This is a genomic window from Sorangium sp. So ce145 (assembly GCF_051525985.1).
GTDB lineage: Bacteria > Myxococcota_A > Polyangia > Polyangiales > Polyangiaceae > Sorangium > Sorangium cellulosum_B.
The window spans coordinates 7,389,499-7,404,898 of sequence record NZ_CP150315.1 but is presented as its reverse complement, the minus strand read 5'-3'; the positions used below and the strand labels follow the sequence as shown (position 1 = coordinate 7,404,898).

Here is a 15,400-nt window from a genome sequence, read left to right as displayed (position 1 = left end):
TGGCGCGCCGAACGCCGGCGCGACGGCAAGGACATTGGCTGTCCGCGCGCCCCCGGCGTCGCTTGACCAGGAACCGTCCTCAGGGGAAACTCTGTGTCCATGGCGGCGGGCGGCGCCCCTCTGTGCGCGGCCGAGGCGCCGAGGATCGCCTGCTGCCAGGGACGACGACGGGCGTGGTCTTCGCTTAGCTTAACTTCGCTGCTCGCGACGACAGACTCATGATGAGCGTCATCTTCTTCTGGCTCGCTCAACGTGGCCGACGCGCGAGCTCGGCCATGAGGCCGAAGAGCTCGATTGGGCCCGGCGAGGGGAGCTTCCCGCCGCTGAACTCGCGGTAGAGCGTGTGCACGTTGACCACGATGCGCTCCGCGTCGCTCCAGCTCGCGTAGTCGGCGAGCGCGATGTCGCGGGCGGCGTCCGCCGGGGGCATGCCGGCGTCGTAGCGGCGCCGGGCCTCGTCGCGGATGTACACGAGATAGTCGCGGACCGCGCGCACACCCGCGCGATCCGTGATGGGGCCGTGTCCCGGCACGATGACGTCGGCGTCGGCCGCGAGGAGGATGTCGCAGGCCTTGAGCCAGTTGCCGACGGGCCCTGCCCACATGATCGGCGTCGCGTCGACGAAGAGGACGTCTCCCGTGTAGATCACCCGGTCCGCCGGCACGTGCACGAGCAGATCGCCCTTCGTGTGCGAGGGGCCCACCTCGATGAGGCGGACCTCCTTGCCCCCGACCGCGACGGTCAGCTCCCCGTCGAACACCCGGGTCGGCGCCGTGGGGGCGATCCCGTCGAAATCGAAGGCGCCGAAGCAGTGGACGAGGTACTCGCCCAGCGCGCCCGCGGCGCCGCTGCGCGCCTGTCGCATCAGCATGGCCAGCATCGGCGCGGGGACCTCGTCCATCTCGGCGGCGCCGGCGCGCGTGGCGATGATGGTCGCGCCCTCGACGAGCGCGTTGCCGTAGCAATGGTCGCCGTTCGCGTGGGTGTTCACGACGGTGCCTATCCGCGCCGCGGCGGGGGCCGCCGCGCGCATGGCGTCGAGCATCTCGCGCGTGCGCTTCAGGTCGAAGAGCGTGTCGACGAGCAGGGCCTCGCCGTCCGAGGTGACGAGCCCCGCATTGCTGAGGCCCCAGGTGCCGGCCGGCTGGAGATAGGCAAAGCAGCCGTTGCCGATGTCCTCCAGCCCTCGTTCATACCGCCATCGGCTCATGGCCACTCCCTCGTTCCCGGGCGCCGCCGGGGGTGTGGGGGAATCCCCCCACCGTACCAGAGTGATGGAACCGCCAAGGCGCCACAAGACGCCAAGATTTTTGTGCTTCTCTTGGCGTCTTGGTGCCTTGGCGGTTCAAAAGACCCCGCCTTCTCGCAGGGCGCGTCTCCGAGCCTCTGAGGCTAGGCCATACGCTGGCTGCCATGGAATCGAAATCAACGCCGCCGTGAGCGAGGGGGGCCGGGCGGGGCGCGGGCTGCACGTGGACGAGGCGGTCACCACGCGTAGGCCTCCGGCGCCTCGCCGCCGGGGCCGGGGAACATCGCGTCGAGCCGCCCGAGGTGCTCCGGCGTCAGCGTGATCTCGAGGGCGCGCAGGCTCCCGTCGAGCTGCTCGGCGGTGCGCGGGCCGAGGATGGGCGACGTCACGACGGGGTTCCGGAGCAGCCAGGCCACGGCCACGTCGGCGGGCCGCTCTCCGATCTCGGCGCAGAACGCCTCGTACGCCTCCAGCTTGGCGCGGTTCTTCTCGATGCGCGCCTGCGCGTCGGCGGAGGAGCGCCGGCCCTCGCGCGCCTTCTGGAGGGCGCCGCCGAGCAGCCCGCCGGCGAGCGGGCTCCAGGGCAGGACGGCGAGGCCGAGCGCGCGGCACGCGGGCAGGACCTCCAGCTCGACGGTGCGCGCGTTGAGGTTGTACAGGCTCTGCTCCGAGACGAGGCCGAGGAAGTGCCGCTGCGCGGCCAGGCCGTTCGCCTGCGCGATCTGCCATCCAGCGAAGTTGCTGCTGCCGACATAGAGGACCTTCCCCTCGCGGACGAGCTGCTCCATCGCCTGCCAGATCTCGTCCCAGGGCGTCTCGCGGTCGATGTGGTGCATCTGGTAGAGGTCGATATGGTCTGTCTGCAGGCGGCGCAGGCTCGCCTCGCAGGCGCGCCGGATGTGATAGGCCGAGAGCCTCCTGTCGTTCGGCCCCTCGCCCATGAGGCCGTAGACCTTCGTGGCGAGCACGATGCGGTCCCGGCGCCCGTCGCCCTGGGCGATCCAGCGCCCGACGATCTGCTCGGTGATCCCCTCTCCGCGCTTCCGCCCGTAGACGTTGGCTGTGTCGAAGAAGTTGATCCCGTGTTCGAGCGCTCGGTCCATGATGGCGAAGCTGTCGGGCTCGCTGGTCTCCGGGCCGAAGTTCATCGTGCCGAGGCAGAGGGGGCTGACCTTCAGGCCGGTGCGTCCGAGATTGCGGTAGTCCATGGTGCCGGGGAGGGTAGCAACGCGCTCTGCGGGCCGTCCACACCGTAGGGCTGAACGCGCCGTAGGGTTTTGCCGGAGTCGCGGCGTCATGAGCCGGCCCGGCGGGCGGCGGCGCGCGGCGTGTGGCGCGCGCCAGGCGCCGCGCGCCGCGCTGGAGGCGTTGCCGCGATGTGGCGGCGGCGCGGATCCGGCGCGGAGGGCCGCTTCCTTGATGTGCAACGGTGCTTCACTTATGCTCGCTCGCCGGGGCGAGGAGACGACCATGTGGCAGCAGGAAGACACGGAGATCGCGCACGCCGAGAGCGTCCACGACGAGGCGCGGGGCATGCGCGGCGTCCGGTTCGTCATCGATATCGGGAACATCGACCCGCTCGACGCCGCCGCCATGTGGTGGGATCAGCAGGGCTGCGCGCGGGAGCTCTTCCCCGGGACCGGGTGCGAGATGCAGTCGGGATCGTACCGTGAGCCGCGCTTCGTCGTCCGGATGAGCGTGCCTCTCCCGGGCGTCGGGCATTTCACGCAGATGTTGCGCTTCTCCGCGGAGCGCGTCGCGCCCGAGGTCTTCGTCATCGTCGTCGATGCGTTCGAGGAGAACGTGCTGTGGACGCGGGGGCTCGGGACTTACCGCTTCTCGCCGGGCTCGGGCGGCACGACGCTGATCGAGGTGACGAGCCTGTATGCGCCCAAGGTGCCGATCATCGTCCTGAATCAGGCGTCCCTGGCGGCGGCCCGCGCGCACCAGCGGCGCTACCTCTCGGGCCGGCGCCCGACGGACGAGGAGAGAGCGCAGTTCCTGTCGGCGATCGGCGCTGGCCCGCAGGCCGAGGCCTGAAGCGCGCCGCTCGTGTCGGCAGCGGCCGGCAGCGGCCCGCCTTGCCGGTCGGCGCGTGCGCGCTGGGGCACCGGCGACACGCGCCACCTCGACGCGGCGATCGCGCCGACGTTCACCGACCGCACCTTGCCCGAGGGGGGCCCGCAGGGCCCCGAGGGCCCGGCGTTCGCGTCGAAGAGCTTCCGCGCCGCGGTGCCGGACCTGAGCTGCGAGGTGGAGCAGCTGATCGTCGCCGGCGATCGCGTGGTGGCGCACCTGCGCTTTCGAGGCCGCTTCACCGGCGCCTTCGGCGACAGGAAGGGCGCCGGGCAGGCCGTGGACTTCATCGCCACGGACATCCTGCGCGTGCAGGACGGTCGCATCACCGACAACTGGCACATCGAGGACAACCTGACGCTGTTCCAGCAGCTCGGCGTCGTGGCGCGGTGACCGCCGACGGGGGGCGGAGCGGGCCAGGGGTATCTCGTTCCATCGTGGCAAGACCATCGTGCCAACTTCGCCGGGAGCGCGACCGGCGCGCGGCTCACTTGGCCAGCTTGATCACCGACGCTGGCCGCTCGTCGGTGGCCCAGGTCGTCCAGTAAAGAGCGCCGCAGTCCTGGGCGAGATCCCGGATGTCCGCGCTGTCGGCGAGCGGCTCCGGCGCGCCGCCCGAGGTGCGCACCCGCTGGAGCTGCTCCTCGCGGCTGTACCAGTAGACAAAGGTGGAGTCCGCCAGCAGGCGCGTGGGGAAGTCCGTCGCCACGAGTGTCCCCGCGCCGGTGCCGTCCTTGTTCGCGGCGTAGATGGCGTAGCCGCTGATCCAGAAGATCCGCTCGCCGACCGCGATGTCTCCGGGGAGATCGCCGTCGTGGATGGGGATCGACGCGACGATCTCGGTCTGGCCGGGCTCCCCGAGCGCCATCCGCCGAACGGTGCTGTGCGTCCCGCCGGGCGGGAGCTCGGTCCAGTAGAGATGGGTGGCGTCGAGCGCCAGGCCGCCGACGTACGTGTCCCGGTCGAAGACGGGGAGGCCTGTCTGATCGGTCGCGTCGGCCCGCGCCGCCCAGATGCGCTTCGGGACGTCGCGCGCGTCGGGATCCTGCTCCGGGTCCTCGATCACGCCGGTGCTCCAGTAGACCCAGCCGCCGCCGGCCACGGGCCGCCGGTAGCCCGCCGCTCCCTGGGCGCTGGCGACCGTCGAGACGGTGACGTTCCCCGTGAGCGGCATCCTGTACACGTCCGGCTCGGTCTCGTCGGTGATGAGCAGCGAGCTCTCCGAGCGCGCGAGCATGGTCGCGAGCGAGTCGAGCACCACCAGCGGCTCGGTCGAGCCGGAAGCCGCCTTCTCGGTCGCGAAGATCGTGCTGCCGTAGCCGCTCGCCCAGAGCACGCGCCCATCGTCCCCGTCGCCATCCACAACGAGGCCGATCGCTTCATGCTCCTCGTCGTCGGCCGTGGCGAGGACGACCGGCAGACACCTGCCCTCCTCACAGGCGCCGCCGAGGCAGCTCCTGCCGGGCACACAGCAGTTCTCCGGATCGGAGAGGTAATCGTGGTCGCCGTCGGCGGCCTGGCACGCGCCCGGCGCGCGCCCTGTGAACGGCTCAAACGGGCACTCCGCGGAGGGCCCGCCGGCCGCGCCGCCCCCGCCGGCCCCCGGCCCCGCGCTCGCGGTGGCCCCTGCGCCCCCTGAGCTGCCCGAGCTGCCCGCGCCGCCTGCCGCGGAATCCCCGCTGGCCTCTCCGTCGGGGATCCCCCAGATCGCGTTGCAGCCGAGCGCCGTGCTCAGGGCGGCGCACGCCGCCAGGCCGGTCCAATCGGTTTGTCGCATCGCGGTACTCTAGCGCCGCGTGCTTCCAGTGGAGAAGCCGGACGCGCGCGCGATGTCGGTTTCTGATCGATACGCGTCGACTCCCGTCGGCACGCAGACGCTCAAGGCCTCAGCCCCGCTGCCACGGTTGGAATTTGGCGACCACCTCGTCCACCATCACGCGATTGCGTCGCGTGCGATCACATGCTTTCTAGTCTCTTCGTGAATCGCTCGCGCGGCGAGCGCCGCGTGACCAACACCATCATGAAGAGGTCCCTTGCTTTATCACAACGATTCGATTCGATTGGTCCTTTGCCTGGCTCTCGGGCTCTCGGCGGCGGCTTGCTCCGATGACGATTCCTCGGGCACTGGCGGCGGCGGCGGCTCCAGCCAGGCCAGCAGCGGCGGCGGCTCCAGCCAGGCCAGCAGCGGCGGCGGCTCAAGCCAGGGCGGCGGCGGCGCTGGCGAGGGCGGCGGTGCGGCCGGCGCGGGGGGAGAGGGCGGCGGCGGTGCGCCGGCCGGCACCGGGGGCGAGGGCGGCGGCGGTGCGCCGGCCGGCACGGGGGGCGAGGGTGGCGGCGCGCCTCCGGGCGATCCCGCCTGCGGCGCGGACACCGCGGCGTTCGCCGACGTGGAGCCCATCCTGACGAGGAGCTGCGCGAACCAGTACTGCCACGGCAACGCCGGCGCGCCGACCGGCGGGCTCGACCTCCGCGCGAGCGCGGCCGTCGGCAGGCTCGTCGATCAGGACAGCGCGTCCTGCTCCCGCGAGCAGGCGCTCGTCGTGCCGTTCAAGCCGAGCAGCAGCTATCTCATGAACAAGCTGAAGGATGTCGGCCTGTGCGACCCCGACGAGAGCAGCATGCCGCCGAGCGCGCCGCTGCCCGAGGCCGATATCAAGACGATCAACGACTGGATCTGCGCCGGCGCTCCCTCCCGCTGATCTCTGCCTCGTCAAGATCGTCGATGCGACCGCGCCTGCCGGCTCGCCCCGATCACTGGCAAACCGGGAACTGTGACGACGTGAGTTGCTCGGCGGTGGTGGTGTTGATCGAGGTCTCGATCGTCTTGCCGAGGACGTCGGTCACACGGACACGCCAGGGCCCTTGCCCCATGTTGCCGCTGCCGACGCGCCAGTAGTTGTACGGCTGCCGCGTGGCCTCCGTCCAGCGCCCGCCGACGTACACCTCGAGCTTGCGCACCGGGGTGCGATGGCCCTGCACGCGGAGCTCGTTCCACCAGGCGTTGCCCGGCTCCTTCAACACGATGGAGACGTTCTCCTCGACGGGGCATGGGACGTATTTCCACGAGATCTTGCCCCTGACTCCGCCGTTGCCGGTCCCCAGATACCCCTCGTCGAGCGCGCCGATCTGCGCAAAGGCCTCCTTGCTCAGATCGATGTGCCCGGCCTTGCATTTGGGGTTGCTCGCCGTCGGGCATTGATCGACGACCGTCGCCACGACCTTGCGCCCATCGTCGCGGCTCACCTCGACGCAGGCGCCGCACGCGGCCGCGGTGTTGTAGTCCGCGGTGTTCAGGGCGGCGAAATACCGCCCTCCGCCGGTCGCGACGTGGCCGATGCTGTCCGGATTGCGCTGCTGGATGGGCAAGCTGCAGTTCACCTGGGCGGTGCCCTGGTCGAGGGAGTACCAGGTCGCAGAGCCGTTGCCGCTCGTGTAGCTCGGCAGCGGTATCGAGCAGGTGGCGCTGCTTCCGCCGGCGCCCGTGGATCCTCCGCTGCCGCCGCTTCCTCCTGCCCCGCCAGCGCCGCCGGCGCCGCCGGCGCTGCCGGTGCTGCCGGCGCTGCTCGAGCTGCTCGAACTGGAGCTGCTCGAACTGGAGCTGCTCGAGCTGGAGCTGCTCGAGCTGCTCGAACCCCCTCCTGTCTTGGTCACCGACACCAGCGTCGGACGGTAGTTGCTTCCGGTCGCGTTCGCGCAGAACCCGAAGCTGACAGAGCTTCCGACCGGGATGGAGGGGCTGCCCGAGCGCGGGCTCACCGTCAGGGTCGAGCCGCTCTGGCTCGACGCCGCGTTCCACAAACTGCTCACGGCGGCCTGATTGAGATTGATCACGACGGTCCACGACGTCACCGGGGCGGTCCCATCGTTCGCGACGATCACGTTGGCGCAGTAGCCGCTCCCCCAGTCCGACGGCATCGTCAGCGCTGCGGGCGTGAGCCCGTCGGTCGTCACCACAGCCCCGTACAGCGCGTCCGCCTCCTCCTCGCCCCCTGTCGCGACGGTGCACGCGGCGGCGACCAGGCCCAAGAAAGATAACGCAACAGCGGAACGATAAGCTCCCAATCGCATCCTGATTCTCCAAGTCATCGGGGCGCCGAGAGGGCGCGCCGGACGATGTAATAGACACGGATTGGCCATCTGACCATCGCCTGATGGTCAGTTAGATCGTTTTGACAGACAATAACTCTGAAATGTTCGTCCGCGGCCGGAGAGCACCCGCGGATCCGTCGAACATTTCACCTCGAGCACAACAGCCTGCGCTGGCGTCGATTGTCCACATCAGGCGCCATGGGCTCCCGTGATGCCACCAGTACGGCAAGTGTGCATGTGTCGAAGGGGCCGCGTTCGCTCCACGGCGCGCGGGGCTTCGCTCGGCGTGACCTCCATCCGGTCTCCTCCGCTCCATGCGCTCTGGCAACCGACTCTCTCGCCGATTCGCCCTCGGGGGACGCCGTGCTACGGCCCTGGCCGCGGATCCTTGCAGCAGCGAAACCCGATCTCGTAGAACCGGAACATCGGTCCATGCGAGTCGTTGGTCCCCCGGCACCCCGCCCACGGCTTGGACCAGTAGCCGCCCTTCAGCGACGAGCGGTGTGGCCACTCGGGGCGCGAGGTCGACACCCACTCTTCGACGTTGCCGACCAGGTCGACCACGCCGTACGGGCTCACGCACGCTGGATACGAGCCCGACGGCTCCCCCTGCCAGAGCCGCTGCGTCTCGGCGGCCCGCACCGCCGGGTCGGCGGACGCGAGCCGCCGCTCGCTGATCCCTCGGTACGGCTTGCTGACGTTGCAGGCGGCCGGATCGTGCGCGTAACCGTAGGGGAAGGGGAGCGTGGACGGCCCCTCGCAGGCGAGCTCCCACTCGAACTCGGTGCAGAGGCGCTTGCCGACGGCGGCGCACTCCCGCTCGGCCTCGATGAAGCGGAGCATCACGACCGGTAGCGCGCCGGCCCGGTTCGGCCACTCGTGGCGGTCCATGCACGTGCGCACCGGCGTGAAGCGCGGCTCGGCGGCGAACAGACCGGGGAAGAAGTCGAAGCAGTGGCCGCCGCGGTAGCTCGTGCAGATCCGCTGCACGTTCTCGGCGTGGGTGCCCTCGACGAGCACCATGTCGGGCGGGCAGGACGCCGCGGGTCCGGGCCGGGGCGGCGCGTCGGCCTGGGCGAGCAGCGGGGCGAGCAGGAGGTCGAGGAGCACGCGGCGGGTCTCTATCGCAAAGCCGCGCGGCGGACGAGAGGCCGCGTGGCGGCTCGCCTCGAGCGGCGCCCGTCGCGCCCGTGCCGCGCTCGCGCTCCGCGCTCGTGCCGCGCTCGCGCTCGGGCGCCCACGTGGGGTATTCTCGCGGTCTATGCGAATGGCGCTGCTCAGGATGCGCGCCGCTGCGCTCGCCGCCCTGGCGTGGGGAAGCGCTTGCGGTGGCAACGTGGTGGTCGACGGGATGCCGGACGGATCAGGAGGCGCCGGGGCGACGAGCTCCAGCGCCAGCACCACGGGGGCGTTCGGCTCCAGCGCGATCAGCACGGGCGCCGCGGTCAGCGCGGTCAGCGTCGGCGTGGGCGGCTCCACCTCGGTGACCGTCGGCGTGGGCGGCTCCAGCGCGATCAGCTCGGGGACGGCGAGCGCCTCCACCGGGGCCGGCGGCGGCGATGCCTGGTCGTCGTGCGTGAAGTTCTGCGAGACCTACTCGGATGCCTGCGAGGGGGTGGACCCGGGGCAGTGCGAGGGGTTCTGCAAGGGGTATCTGAACGAGGCGCCTCAGTGCAACGAGCCGCTCGCGCTGTTCTTCGACTGCGCGACGAACGGCCGCATCGACTGCGACTTCGTCCTGGAACGGTGCCGGCCGTTCCTGGCCGAGTACGACGCCTGCCGGGCCGGCGGCTGCACGCCGCTCGAGTGCTTCGCCGATCGCAACCGGACCTGCTCCTGCAAGGGCTCGTGCCCGAACGCGGGGTTCGCGGTCGAGTGCCGCCCCGACACGCGCAACGGGATCGTCTGCTCCTGCTTCGTCAACGGCGAGGAGCTGGCCAGGTGCCAGGATGTCGGCCCGGCGTGCGACCTCGCCCATGGCTGTTGCGAGCCGTTCTTCGACGAGTTTCGCTGAGGGGCGCCCGCGGCGTTCGCCACGGAGGGCCAGCCGGGGAGCGCGGCGCAGGGCGCAGCGCTCGCCGAGACGATCGCGCGCTGCGTGGGGGCGCGGATCGACGCGGCGCTCGCGCCCGGGCGCGCTCCTGGGGTACTCTCGCGGCTCATGGGAATGACGATGCTCGGGATGCGTACCGCTGCGCTCGCCGCCCTGGCGTGGGGGAGCGCGTGTGGTGGCAACGTCGTCGTCGATGGGATGCCCGACGGATCAGGAGGCGCGGGGGTGACGAGCTCCAGCGCGATCGGCGCGGGCGCGTTCGGCTCCAGCGCGATCAGCACGGGTACGGTCGCCGCAAGCGCGGTCAGCGTCGGCGTAGGCGGCACCAGCGTGAGCGGCTCCGGCGTGGGCGGCTCCGGCGTGGGCGGTTCCACCGGGGTGACCGTCGGCGGGGGCGGCACCAGCGCGGTCGGCTCCGGCGTGGGTGGCACCGGCGGGAACGGCTCCAGCGCGGTCAGCTCCAGCGTGACCGGGATGGCCACGGCGGGGACAGCGAGCGCCTCCACCGGGGCGGGCGGCGGCGAGGCCTGGTCGGCGTGCGCGCGCTACTGCGAGCGCTACGAGGACTTGTGCGGGGTGTCGGTGCCGGACGGCTGCGGGACGATGTGTGACAGGGAGCTGGACCAGGCGCCCCAGTGCAACGATCTGCTCATCCCGTACTTCGACTGCCTGATCAAGAGCAGCTTCGACTGCAACCTCATCGGGCCCCGGTGCTCGCGGTTGCTGGACGAGTACAACGGGTGCGCGAACGGCGACGGCTGTCCGAGGATCGCGTGCGCCGGCGATCCCGGCGGGGCCTGCAGTTGCAAGGGAGCGTGCCGGGGCATGGTCGTCGCGGCCGAGTGCCGCCCCCAGAGCTCCGGCAGGACCCTCTGCTCCTGCTTCGTCAACGGTGAAGAGGTGGCCTCGTGCGAGGACCGCGGCGAGACCTGCGAGCTCGGGCGTCGCTGCTGCGGGCCGTACTTCGAAGCGTTGCGCTGAGGGGCACGAGCGGCGTTCGCCATGGAGGACCACACGGGGGGCGCGGCGCAGGGTGGGGCGCTCGCCGAGGCGCTCGCCCGCTGCGTCGGGGCGCGGATCGACGCGGCGCACGCGAACCCGGCGACGGGGCTCGTCGCGCTCGCCGTCTACGGCGGGACGCGGCGCGTGTTCGGCGCCGGCATCGGGCCGCGCGTTTCAGGGGTAGGGATTTTGCCGAGGCTGCCCCGGCTCCGCGCCGGCGCGTCGCACCCGCTCGTCGCCGCCATGAGGGCGCACCTGGTCGGCCGCCGCGTGCTGGCGATCGAGGTGCGGGGCGACGGCATCGTGATCGTCGCGGGTGATGATGATGCGGTCATGGTGGAAAATGACCGAGGGGGTGAAGAGAGCGCACCCAGGTTGGGGTTGGCCGCGCCCGAACCCGGGTTGGGGCCGGCGGCACCGGGGTTGGGGTTGGCCGAACGCGAACCCGGGTTGGGGCCGGCGGCACCGGGGTTGGGGTTGGCCGAACGCGAACCCGGGTTGGGGCCGGCAGTCATGGTGGAAAATGACCGAGTGGGTGAAGATGGCGCACCCAGGTTGGGGTTGGCCGAACGCGAACCCGGGTTGGGGCCGGCGGCACCGGGGTTGGGGTTGGCCGAACGCGAACCCGGGTTGGGGCCAGCGGCGCCCCCACCCAGGTTGGGGTCGTTCGGTTCGTCCCCAGGGGCGCGGCTGGAGCTCACGCCGGGACGCCGCGGCGAGGCGCGGCTGCTCGACGCCGCCGGCCGCCTGATCCTCCGCTGGCCGCCTCAGGGGGGCGCCCCGCAGGCGGCGGTCGCTTACCCGGCGGATCCGCTGGCCGCCGGCGCGGCGCTCGTCGAGGCGAGCGACGACGCCGCCGCCGGGCAGGAGAAGGCGGCGCTCGCGCGCGCCGTGAAGGCGCGGCGCGCGGCGCTCGAGCGCAGGGCCGAGGCGGTGCGCGGCGATCTCGGGCGGCTGGGCAGCGTCGCGCGCCTGCAGAAGACGGGGCAGCTCCTGCTCGCGCAGGGCGCCCGTGTGCCGCGGGGCGCCGCGAAGGCGCTCCTCGACGACTGGGAGACCGGCGGCAAGATCGAGATCGCGCTCGACCCGTCGCGCCCCGCCAAGGCGCAGGCCGAGGCCTTCTTCGCCAAGGCGCGGCGCTACCAGCGCGGCGAGGCGGTGATGCGCGCGCGCCTCGCCGAGACCGAGCGCGCCCTCTCGGCGATCGCCGCGCTCGAGGCGGACATCGCCGCGGCGGAGGCGCGGCCCGAGGCGCTCGAGCCGCTCGCGCAGCGCGCCCGCTCCCTCGGCGTCTCGCGCGCGGAGCTCGCCGGCGAGCCCGGGGCGTCCGGCGCCCGCGCCCTCAGGGCCGGGCGGCCCGCGCCGCGGCGGCCGTTCCACGCCTACCGCAGCGCGTCCGGCGCGGCGATCCTCGTCGGCCGGGGCGCCGAGGACAACGACGCGCTGACGACGAAGCACGCGCGGCCGCACGACCTCTGGCTTCATGCGAAGGGCGTCACGGGCTCGCACGTCGTCGTGCCGCTCGCGAAGGGGGCGAGCTGCCCCGCGGACGTGCTGGTGGACGCCGCGACCCTGGCGGCGCACTTCAGCGACGCGCGCGGCGAGGCGGTGTGCGAGGTGAGCTACGTCCAGCGCCGCTACGTGCGCAAGCCGCGCGGCGCGGCCCCGGGCGCGGTGGTCTTCGACCGGGAGAAGGTCATCGCCGTCCGCATCGAGGACGGCCGCCTCTCGCGGCTGCTCGCGACCAAGGAAGAGGGCTGACGCCGCGCACGGCCGGCGGAGGCCACGTCCAGCGCCGCAGCTCTTCGCCCCCCGCCGGAGCCCGCGCCGCCGGCGGGGGCCGCCGTCAGGTCGCGAACGCCGCCCGGACCTGCTCGTTCAGCTGATCGAGCCGGCGCGCGGGGAGCTCGGCCGCGCGGGCGAGCGACTCGATGACCGCGCGCTCCGCGTCGGAGATCCCCTCGCTCGCGTGGGCGACCGCCAGCGCGATGATGATGCCCTCCTCCACCGCGTCGCAGTCCATGAGGATCTCCGCGAGCAGGCGCACCCGCGGCTCGACCCCCGCCGCGGCGATCACCTTCAGGCTCGCCTCGATGAGGTAGCGGACGAGCTCGACGTTGAGCTGGGCGCCGAGCATCGGCTCGATGAGCTGGCGCAGGGCGTCGATCTCCTCGGCGTCGACGGTGCCGTCGGCGTTCGCCACGAGCGCGCCGAGGTCGACGATCGGGGTCGGGTTGTACTCGTTGAGATCGAAGCGGGCGCGGAGCAATCCGGCCGCCTGCTGGACCAACTCGGGAGGCTTCATGTCTCCACCGCCCCGGCGATTCGCCTCATGACTCACCACCTTTCGGGCCGCGGCGCCGCACCGCCTCCGATTCGCTGAGGCCGAGGCAGAGCTGCGCCCGGAGCGCGCGCAGCCGCGCGAGCACCTCGGCCGAGGCCGACTCGGCCTCGGCCCGCTCGATGGTCGCGTCGAGCGTCGCGAGCCTGCCTGTCTGGAGCGCCTTGAGCGAGTAGGTCATCTGCACGAACGTGTCGAACAGGTCGCCGAGCTCATCGCCCTTTCGCAGCCCCTCTCCGATGGTGAGCCGCGTCGTGCCGACCTGGCGGCAGAGGCGCTTCAGCTGGTGGACCGGCCCCACGATGCGCTGGGTGATGAAGACCCCGAGCACGCCGAGGACGGCGAGGAGGAACGCGCCGCCGCCGACGAGGATGCCGAGGAGGCGACCTTGCAGCGCCTCGACGTCGGCGCGCCGCCTGGCGACCTCTGCCAGGTTGCGCTCGTACTCGCGGTTCGTCTTCTCGAGCTCCTCGTCGAGGGTGCTGCCGAGGTCGGCGCCGTCGCCGCCCAGGGCGGCGGTGCTCATCTTGAGGATCTTGGCGCTGTTCGCCGCCTCTTTGAGCGCGAGCTCCGCCTGGGTCGCCGCGTAGCGCGCCTGTTCGTTCGCGACGCTCGCGGTCTGCCAGATGACGAGTCCGAGCGCCACCATGACGGCGAGCACCACCGAGACCAGGAGCCCGGTGTATTTGAGCTGGAATCGCGGGTTCAGGAGCAGCTTGCGGCGGGATGCCGGGCGGGCCGTGGCGCGATCCTGGGCAGATGAGGTCATGAGGGCTCGTCAGCGGGCGCGCGGTATCGCCGCGTGTCCAAGATAGACCAGGAGCGGGCCGCGCCGGTGCGACCCCCCACGAAAACGCACTGCGGTCTCCGTGGTACAGCATTCCGTGCGCCGGTCGCAAGGCCCAATCCGCGGGCGGGGCTCCGACGCGGTTCGCGGCTTGTGAGGGCCATGAGGCCGCGGTGCTGATCATCCGGGGCCGGCGCGGCGCCGCCGCAGCGACGCGCGTGATGGCGGCGCACCCTGCCGGGGTATCGTGTGCGCTCCTGTCGGGCCCAGTCGGGGCACAGGAGGCCGTCAGCGTCGCGTGACGCGTCGTTCGGCTCCGCCCGGCTCAGGGAGAGCAGCGGCACGGGTGTCCCGGTGATTCCCGATCTCGTCGTGATGCGTGATGAGCTCGACAGCGGCTCAGGGGGGCGTTCGTTCCGGCGCCCGAGGCGCTGCCGCTCCATCACACGGCCTTCGGTCACTGGAGGCAACCGCAAGCGAGCGAGCCTTCGCGCAGGGAAAAGCCGTCGGCGCCGGCGTCGTCGGTCCAGAAGAACGGCTTGACGCCGCCGCTGCACTCCGCGTCCGGCGCGAGCGCGATGCCTTCGTTGTTGGAGTCCGGCAGTCCGCCGGGGGGCCTGAAACGCCGCTCCAGCACGAAGCGCCCGAGCGCGTCGTCGATACCGAACACGGCGGACTGGTTGTCGCACGTGTCGTCGCAGGATGCCCACAAGCTCCCGGTGTCACGGTCGAGCTCGAGCCCCATCACACCCGCGAGCGGCGTCGAGATGCTGGCCACCAAGGTGGCCGCGCCGCTCCCGTGATTCAGCGCGAAGGCGTACACCTTGCCGGTCGCTTCCACGCCCACCAGAAACAGGCCGGCGCCGTGCTCGCCGTAGTCGCTCGGGACGTAAGCTCGGGCCTTGCTCTCGTCGAAGAAGTGGTGCGCCGTGAGCAAGCTGTCAGCCGCCCAGGTGACCGCTTCCAGGCCCGCGTTCGCGTCGACCTCGGGCAAGAGCGCGGTGAGGTTCCACTCGTGCGTCGCGGTCAGCGTCGCTCCGGCGGCCGTCACGTCGTAGCGCAACACGGACAGCCGGCTCACGGACGGATCGTCCGTGTCGCGCTCGGCGCACACGTAGACGCCCGCGGCGCTCGTGGCGGCGAGCGTCACTCCCTCCGCGTCGGGCGTGCCCTTGCCGTTCGGGTAACGTAGCCGCTTGCCGGAGGCCCAGCCATTCGACGTGTCCGGCGCGTAGCTCGCTCCGCTCTTCAACAACCGAAACAGCCTGGCGGAGAGGTTGTCGGTCGCCCACAGCACGCCGGGCGCCTCGTAGGTCAGCCCGCTCAGATCGCTCTCGAACGCGTCCTCGCTGTCGAGCGTGCGTACCTCGGCCTTGCCAGGCCACGGCGACAGCTGCATCGAGCCCGCCGGGCACGCGCCGGCACCGCCCGCCCCCGCGCTCGCTCCACCCGCTCCGGCGCTGTCGGCGGCGCCGCTGGCGTTCGGGCTGCCGGCCACGCCGGTCGAGCCCGCGACAGCCGCAGCGCCGCCGCCCATTCCCGCGCCGCCTGCTTGTGCTGCGCTCCCGCTCGAGCCGCCTGCCGCGGGCGAGGCGCCAGCCGCCGACGTACCACCTGCTCCGCCCGACGGCGCTGGCAAAGGCGGCTCGCTCGGCCCGCTGCCGCACGCGGCCAGCCATGCCATCGCGACGACGGTCGCGTGAGACCGGAGGTTCATCGTCCTCTTCCCTCGGCCTTGAGCTCTCGCCAACCGGTCGCCGGCACCAAGCAACGATAGCACTCGAGCGCGCCATGTCACAACGG

General features: G+C 72.1%; 14 protein-coding genes. 6 read left to right on the top strand and 8 right to left on the bottom strand.

What is annotated here, in order from left to right; translation table 11 throughout:
* Positions 1-247: 247 nt before the first annotated feature.
* Entirely contained in the window at positions 248-1,210 is a 963-nt protein-coding gene (locus WMF34_RS27175; RefSeq protein WP_437989600.1) for an MBL fold metallo-hydrolase, read from the bottom strand.
* Between the two features lie 275 nt (positions 1,211-1,485).
* On the bottom strand, positions 1,486-2,457 hold the full coding sequence (locus tag WMF34_RS27170; protein ID WP_012237895.1) for an aldo/keto reductase: 972 nt from the start codon (positions 2,455-2,457) through the stop codon (positions 1,486-1,488).
* Between the two features lie 262 nt (positions 2,458-2,719).
* Here WMF34_RS27170 and WMF34_RS27165 point away from each other — a divergent pair, with 262 nt between their 5' ends.
* Positions 2,720-3,289, top strand: coding sequence for a hypothetical protein (locus WMF34_RS27165; protein WP_437989599.1), 570 nt, complete (start codon positions 2,720-2,722; stop codon positions 3,287-3,289).
* A 12-nt stretch (positions 3,290-3,301) separates the two neighbouring features.
* Complete coding sequence (locus WMF34_RS27160) at positions 3,302-3,718, top strand: ester cyclase (protein WP_437989598.1); 417 nt, start codon at positions 3,302-3,304, stop codon at positions 3,716-3,718.
* A 94-nt stretch (positions 3,719-3,812) separates the two neighbouring features.
* Here WMF34_RS27160 and WMF34_RS27155 read toward each other — a convergent pair whose 3' ends face one another.
* Positions 3,813-5,102: a hypothetical protein gene (locus WMF34_RS27155; protein WP_437989597.1), complete on the bottom strand. Its 1,290-nt coding sequence runs from the start codon at positions 5,100-5,102 to the stop codon at positions 3,813-3,815.
* A gap of 283 nt (positions 5,103-5,385) precedes the next feature.
* Here WMF34_RS27155 and WMF34_RS27150 point away from each other — a divergent pair, with 283 nt between their 5' ends.
* Complete coding sequence (locus WMF34_RS27150; RefSeq protein ID WP_437989596.1) at positions 5,386-6,024, top strand: hypothetical protein; 639 nt, start codon at positions 5,386-5,388, stop codon at positions 6,022-6,024.
* 52 nt (positions 6,025-6,076) lie between these two features.
* On the opposite strand, the gene WMF34_RS27145 is transcribed toward WMF34_RS27150, so the two are convergent.
* Together WMF34_RS27145 and WMF34_RS27140 are read right to left on the bottom strand one after the other, a co-directional pair.
* Positions 6,077-7,351, bottom strand: a complete 1,275-nt coding sequence (locus WMF34_RS27145; protein WP_437989595.1) for an expansin EXLX1 family cellulose-binding protein — start codon at positions 7,349-7,351, stop codon at positions 6,077-6,079.
* A gap of 429 nt (positions 7,352-7,780) precedes the next feature.
* Positions 7,781-8,524: a formylglycine-generating enzyme family protein gene (locus WMF34_RS27140; protein ID WP_437989594.1), complete on the bottom strand. Its 744-nt coding sequence runs from the start codon at positions 8,522-8,524 to the stop codon at positions 7,781-7,783.
* A gap of 157 nt (positions 8,525-8,681) precedes the next feature.
* Between WMF34_RS27140 and WMF34_RS27135 the strand changes: the two genes are divergently transcribed.
* The 3 genes from WMF34_RS27135 (at position 8,682) to WMF34_RS27125 (ending at position 12,230) form a co-directional block, all read left to right on the top strand.
* Positions 8,682-9,428 carry a hypothetical protein gene (locus WMF34_RS27135; protein ID WP_437989593.1) on the top strand — a complete coding sequence of 249 codons (747 nt, stop codon included), beginning with the start codon at positions 8,682-8,684 and terminating at the stop codon, positions 9,426-9,428.
* 168 nt (positions 9,429-9,596) lie between these two features.
* The gene (locus WMF34_RS27130; RefSeq protein WP_437989592.1) at positions 9,597-10,448 is read left to right on the top strand and encodes a hypothetical protein; all 852 of its coding nucleotides are present in this window, start codon (positions 9,597-9,599) and stop codon (positions 10,446-10,448) included.
* Positions 10,449-11,126: 678 nt separating this feature from the next.
* Positions 11,127-12,230 carry an NFACT RNA binding domain-containing protein gene (locus WMF34_RS27125; RefSeq protein ID WP_437989591.1) on the top strand — a complete coding sequence of 368 codons (1,104 nt, stop codon included), beginning with the start codon at positions 11,127-11,129 and terminating at the stop codon, positions 12,228-12,230.
* 85 nt (positions 12,231-12,315) lie between these two features.
* Here the strand turns inward: WMF34_RS27125 and WMF34_RS27120 are convergent, their stop codons facing one another.
* The 3 genes from WMF34_RS27120 to WMF34_RS27110 all read right to left on the bottom strand — a co-directional run bounded on the left by WMF34_RS27120 (position 12,316) and on the right by WMF34_RS27110 (position 15,314).
* Positions 12,316-12,774, bottom strand: a complete 459-nt coding sequence (locus tag WMF34_RS27120) for a tellurite resistance TerB family protein (RefSeq protein WP_012237886.1) — start codon at positions 12,772-12,774, stop codon at positions 12,316-12,318.
* A 25-nt stretch (positions 12,775-12,799) separates the two neighbouring features.
* Positions 12,800-13,579, bottom strand: a complete 780-nt coding sequence (locus WMF34_RS27115; protein ID WP_012237885.1) for a sensor histidine kinase — start codon at positions 13,577-13,579, stop codon at positions 12,800-12,802.
* A gap of 475 nt (positions 13,580-14,054) precedes the next feature.
* Entirely contained in the window at positions 14,055-15,314 is a 1,260-nt protein-coding gene (locus tag WMF34_RS27110) for a lamin tail domain-containing protein (protein WP_437989590.1), read from the bottom strand.
* Between the last annotated feature and the right edge of the window lie 86 nt (positions 15,315-15,400).